Here is a 6,293-nt window from a genome sequence, read left to right on the forward strand (position 1 = left end):
GCGGGCAAGCACTTCGGCGCTGGGGCCAACTTGCACAATCCGGCCGTCGACCACGCGCACCGCGCCTTCCTCGATGATACGGCGCCCGGGGTCCATCGTGATGACGGTGCCATTGGTGAACAAGGTTGCGGGCATGTTTGTGCCTTTCGCGTCAGAGGATTGGGAAGCTGGGCGTGAACAACGCCTCAACCGGCGGATGTTTCCAACTCCGGTCGGGGTATTTCGCGATCAGCCGTTCAAATTGCGCTTGCGCGCGGTCACGGGCAGCGGCCATGTCCATCCCCGCAACCTTGCCGCCGCGCATCACAAGGCGATCGTCGACAAAGACCGCTTGCGTGACCTTGCCACTGCCGCCCGTCAGGAGGCTGGAAACCGGATCCACGGCGGGCGTCAGATGGGGGTCGTCCAGACGAAACACCGCCACATCTGCGCAAGCCCCGGACCATATGATGCCCGCCGTTATGGTAGGCCAGCAGCCATTGCGCGGTCGGGACAGTGCGACCCGCCGCCGGGCGGGCGCCTAGGGTCAACCCGTGCAGATTATCCACGCCCCCTCCGGATACTAGCAAACGCCGGGGCCAGTCAATGGCAGCCCCGGCGGGTTGTCTTACTCAGCGACCTTGGTGAACCAGTGGCGCGCCTTGTTGTCTGCCCGCAGGTCGATGTATTCGATCCGCTGATTGGTTGCCCATGCGATGGGCTGTTGCCACAGCGGGATCGCCAAAACCTCGTCCTTGGCAATTTTCAGAGCTTGCTCTTGCAGCTTTGCCCGCTCGACGCCGTCTGTGACCATCGCAGATTCCTGAACCAACTTGTCCAATTCCGGCACCGACCAACCACCCCGGTTTGACACCCCATAAGCGCCCTCTTTGGTCGCTAACACTTGCGACAACATCGAGAAAGCATCCAGTGTCGGCTCATTTGCCCAGCTCATGTTGAACACTTCGGTTTGCCCATTGGATCGCTTGGGCGACTGGATGGCGCGCGGCCCCATGTCAATCGTCGGTTTGAAGCCGGCTCGTGTCAGCATACTGGAGACGGCTTGACAGAATTCTTCCTCATTGACGCTTTCATCGTTCATGCAGGTATAGGTGAATTCCAATCCATCCTTGCCCGCTTCTTTCAGCAATGCGTTTGCTTTTTCGGGATCCGCTGGCTGATAAGTATCCAGAGATTTGGCATAGCCCGCCACATCCGGAGCGATCAGTGAGCCGGAAGGCCGCGCAAGGCCACGCATCACCTTTTTGTTGATCAAATCGCGATCTATAGCCAATTCAAAGGCCTGCCGAACCCGGAGGTCGTTGAACGGGTTTGGCCTGCCATCCGGCAAGGTCTCCTTGCGGTTGAAACTGATAAAGACTGTGCGCAATTCCGTAAGGCTGATGACCTTGATATTCGGATCGGCCTCCAAGCGCTGCAAATCTTGCAACGGCGCGCTGTCGATCACGTCCACCTCACCCGACAACAGTGCCGCAATGCGTGTTGCAGCCGACGAAATCGGGATATATTCGAGCCGGTCGATATTGTGCTTTTTCTCATCCCACCAGCCGTCATTGACCAGCAACACGGTTTTCGCATCTGGCTTGCGGCTTTCCAGTTTGAACGGGCCGGTGCCATTGGTGTTGTTCGTGGCGTAGCCTTCGACCTTTTGCGAGTAGTCGGTCGGCTTTTCCGTGTTGTTGTTCTTCAGCCAGTCGGCGTCGAACACAAAAATATTGGTGATATCATTCAGGAACAGCGAGGACGGCGTTGTCACGTCAATCTCGACCGTGTGGTCATCCACTTTGCGGATGTCCTTGAACAACGGCATGTTGCCTTTCAACGGCGAGGCTGGATCGGCGGCGCGCTTGAACGATGCCACCACGTCATCTGCGGTAAAATCGGCACCGTCATGGAATTTCACGCCTTCACGCAGCTTGAAACGCCAGAATTTGTCGTCTACCAGTTCCCATTCCGTCGCAAGCGCCGGTTCCAGCTTGAACTCGCGATCATAGCGCACCAGACCTTCGTAAATGTGGTTCAGGAAGGCGAGGTTTGAGGTCGACGGAACCGAATCCGGGTCCAGCGAATAGATGTCCGCCCGCGATGCCCACTTGACCGTTTCGGCGTGAACCGAGAATCCGCCGACCGCAAGCGCGATTGCAAGGGCCGTCGTGGTGGTGAGTTTGTTCATTTACCTTCTCCTGCTGTGTTGGAAGTATCGGCGAGACTGCCGTTCGGGGTTCCGTCATGTGTGTACAAGTCACGTTGGCTGCATTTCGCATTAGTGCCGCAGGCAGCGTTCGTGATTGTCAAATCATCTCGTCCTCGTTGTCCGGGTCGATCAAGCTGAATGCAATCCAGTCTAGTCGGTGAATTCTATCTGTCAATAATATTGTCGACGTAAATGTTGACAATAATGAGGCCAGGATTTTTGGTCGGGTAATACCGCCATTCCTCGACGAGTGGACCCGACACCCCACACGCCGGCCCATGCGTTCCCTGCGATTGCATAGATGTTTGGTACACAGGAATTCGACTCAGATATTGTCAGGTCGAAAACCGAGGGACTTTTGTTGCCGTTCGGCCCTGCGCACGGTTTCGCTTCGGCGTCGGCGGCCCTGTGCCGAAGTCCGCTTTTGCGCACTTTTGCGCAGCGATTCCGCGAACAGGCCCGGAAGTCTGCCGCCAAAGCCAAAGCTGCAAACGCGGATCAGCCGTGCCAGACGCGGCACGGTATCGCTGAACAGAGCGTCGTTGAGCGATACGATAGCGCGGGCAGAGCCGCGCTGACCTTGCCGCGCTGCCCGCCCGATAAGTTGGCGATCAATGCGGGCGGAGCCGTGGAATTCCGTCAGGATGACATGCAGCCCGCCGCGCGCCTCCACCTCCGGTCCGACCGGAATATCGGTGCCGCGACCGGCCATATTCGTTGCAACCGTGATGCGACCGGGCTCCCCCGCCATTGCAATCAGTGCCGCTTCGTCCGCGTCTTGCCGCGCGTTCAACACCTGCGGATCCAACCCTGCGCCGCGCAACAACGCGGCCAAATGCTCTGACGCTGCAACAGATCGCGTACCAATCAGCACAGCACGCCCCCGATCTGCGACCGATTTTGCTTCGGCAACCACCGCATGCCACCGCGCCGCTTCCGATCCGAAAAGCCGCGTGGGCCAAATCCGACGCATTGACCGGCGATTGCTTGGCACCTGAAACACCGCGCGGCCATGGCTCTGCCGCAGTTCCCGCGCGACTTCGGTTGCCGTGCCGGTCATGCCCGCGAACCAAAGATAGCGGGCGAAGAAGGTCTGATAGGTAATCTGCGCCAAAGTCTCCCGTCGACCGGAGCGGTCGAGCTTCTCTTTTGCCTCGATCAGTTGATGCAGTCCGGATTGCCATTGCCGGTCCGGCATCACGCGCCCGGTGAATTCGTCGACGATCACCAGGCCGTCATCGTTGAGGATATAATGTTCATCCCGGATATACAGGTGCAGCGCCGACAAGGCCTGCACGAGAGCCTCACGCCGGGCCGGTTCAGGAACCAGAGCCGCGGTGGGTGGCACGAATCCGGTGAGCATGTCTTCGGCAACCGGCATCAGGCGGACGGTGCGCTTCTTGCGATCGAGTTGAAAATCGCGCCCCTCCTCCAGACTGGCGGCAAGCGCGAGGATGGCATCTTCGCCTGCCGTCAATGCCGCGTCACCGGGGCGCTGTGCGGTGATGATCAAGGGTGTTTGCGCCTCGTCGATCAGGATGGAATCCACCTCGTCAACCACCGCAAAGCCAAGCCCGCGTGTCAGGATACGTCTGCTGTCGCGCCCCGCCTTGGTCGACAGGATACGTTGCGCCACCTGTGACAGCGCCGTGCGATTGTGACCAAGCGCCAGACGGTCGCGCAGATAGTCGAACGCAATATCGGAGTTGGTAGAAAAAACCACATCCCGGCCATAGATTTCCGGGCGCAGGTGATGTTCGGTCGCGTCCGTGATGACCCCGTGGCGCAGCCCGAACGCCGCCAGCACCGGGGCGAGCGTGTCGGCGTCACGTTGCGCGAGGTAGGAATTGACCGTCACGACATGAACCGGAATCCCCACCAGCGCCACCACGACCGCCGGAATCAGGGTTGTCAGCGTCTTGCCCTCACCGGTCGCCATCTCGACAATCCGCCCGCGCAGCAGGCCGAGACCGCCGATGATCTGCACCGGATGATGGCGTTTGCCCGTCATCCGGAAAGTCATCTCACGCACTCCGGCAACGGCAATCCGCAGAGGTCGTCCCGTCAATCCGTCGCGCAAGAGTTGGGGGGCCGTCGCGCGAACCCTTGCGGCAAGCGCCTCGGTCGCAAGCGCCTCCATGCGCCGCCCTTCGCGCCGTATTTGCCAAACCTCGAACCAGCGAAGCACGCCGGGTTTGAAGACCGCGCGGCGCAGCGGTGCCAACATGCGGCGGATGAATTCATCCGAAGGGTGGCGCGTTTCGGGCCGGCGTTCCGGCTCGACGGTATCGGCTCTGTCCTTGATCTGCCATAGGCGTGGGTCAGACACCGAAAGCATTGATGAACACCTCCCGCACAGTGCGCGCCAGACGCACTGCAAGCGGCTTTGGCGCAAAGCTCAGTCGCACGAAAACGCGCAAGCCCCATACCGGGCGGGTCTGCTGATCCAGTACCAGGTCCAGCACGAAGATACGGGTGATGGATCGTTGTCCGCCGTCCGCAGCGGGCGCGGTTGCAAACATTCCGCCCCCGTCAAGCGCCAAAACTTCCGAAGGCAAGTGATCCTTGCCCGATGGCACCACGCGCAGGATATGCGCGGCGTAGATCTTGCCAACCTCATCGGCGAAGCGAACCTCCACCGCGGCGGTTTCACCCCGGACCAGTTCGACCAAGCCTTGCGGCACCGCAACCCGGACCACCGGTGCGGCATCCGGCAGGACATAGCCGATCACCTCGCCGCGATCACGGTATTGCCCAACCGGCGTGACCCGCCGAGGCAGGTCAAGGCGGCCATCAATCGACGCGGACAATTGCAGCTCGGCAACCTGTCGCTCTGCCTCCGTGACCTGTCTCTGCAAATCGCGCATCGTGGCACGAAGCTGAACCGCCTTCGCCCGGTCCTTCACCTGCGCCTGATCGTATTGCGCCCGCGTTTGGGCAAGGCGCGCACGCGCCACCGCGCGTTTGGCGGAAAGCTCCGGCGCGTCAATCACGGCAAGCGCGGTGCCGGTATGAACGATGGCCCCGTGTTCTGCGGTGAATTCCACGATGCGCCCAGCTTGCGGCGCACGCAGAAATGCCTCCTCTGGCAGCCATGTCACTCCTTGCACTACGGCCCGATGTGGCAAGGGGACGGCAAGAAAAAAAACCATGAGCGCAACCACTGCCAATCCGGCACCTTGCCACGCACGACCACCGGCTTGTCGTATCCGCCCATCGGTAAGCGCGGCTTTCGCGGTCTTGAATGCAGGCCAAACCAACGACTGGCTCAGCGACCATATCGCCAGCATCCCACCGATCAGCCGGTAGGTTGTTGCCACGAACAACGCGATCTTCAACGAGATCAGGATGCGGTAAATGAAAGCCGCTGGTGGGTAGACGATGAACCACAGCCTTTCCCAAGCCACGGTCGGCATCCGCGCGCGCCTGCGTTCGCGCGTTCCCAGCAGGTGGACGCGCAGCACCCCGGCCCACCATTGATTGCCGCGCTGTGCGAGGTTGGGTATCTCAATGAGGTCACACAGCACATGGTAACCATCGAATTTCAAAAGCGGATTGCCATTGACAGCAAGGGTCGAAAAGCCCGAAATCAGCATCGTATTGAACAGCACGACACGAAACATCCCCGGCTCCGCCCCGATCCACAGCAGGAAAGCGGCGGCAGCGATGCACATTTCCACCATGACACCCGCGCCCGCCACCGCTGCGCGGTCCCATTTCGACCGAAAGCTGAGCGAAGCAGAAGCCTCCACATAGGGGATCGGAAAGAACGCGATGAACATCAGGCCCATCTCATGCACCTCGCCGCCGCGCGCGCGCGTTGCAAGCCCATGACCCAATTCATGGAAGGTTTTGACGACCGGATAGATGCAGCCGATCAGCAGGATGTTTTCCAGATCGAGAAACCCCTCCAGCCCGCGCGCGGTCAACGCCGCCCAATGCGTCGGTAAAATAGACAGGGCGGCAAGGATCAACGCCAGCCCGCCCCCCCACCAAAGCCAAGACGGCAGAGCGGCGGTCCAACGCGAAAGCCAGCTCAAAAACCGGTTCGGGTCGATCAGCGGCACCGTCATCGATACGGGGTTCAACAGCAGTTTCT

4 protein-coding genes are annotated in these 6,293 nt (G+C 60.4%); all 4 read right to left on the reverse strand.

Features of this window, described 5'->3' with window-relative positions; all coding sequences use genetic code 11:
• Positions 1–151: 151 nt before the first annotated feature.
• Positions 152–418: a hypothetical protein gene (locus L0H65_RS12465; protein WP_301459378.1), complete on the reverse strand. Its 267-nt coding sequence runs from the start codon at positions 416–418 to the stop codon at positions 152–154.
• A gap of 189 nt (positions 419–607) precedes the next feature.
• Positions 608–2,173 carry an ABC transporter substrate-binding protein gene (locus tag L0H65_RS12470; protein WP_301459379.1) on the reverse strand — a complete coding sequence of 522 codons (1,566 nt, stop codon included), beginning with the start codon at positions 2,171–2,173 and terminating at the stop codon, positions 608–610.
• A 346-nt stretch (positions 2,174–2,519) separates the two neighbouring features.
• Positions 2,520–4,523, reverse strand: coding sequence for a translocase (locus L0H65_RS12475; RefSeq protein ID WP_301459380.1), 2,004 nt, complete (start codon positions 4,521–4,523; stop codon positions 2,520–2,522).
• On the reverse strand, positions 4,516–6,293 hold a 1,778-nt coding region (locus L0H65_RS12480; protein ID WP_301459381.1), incomplete at its 5' end, for an HlyD family efflux transporter periplasmic adaptor subunit. The genes L0H65_RS12480 and L0H65_RS12475, both read right to left, overlap by 8 nt.

Origin of the sequence: Pseudorhodobacter sp., from assembly GCF_030452865.1 — a bacterium.
Lineage (GTDB): Bacteria > Pseudomonadota > Alphaproteobacteria > Rhodobacterales > Rhodobacteraceae > Pseudorhodobacter.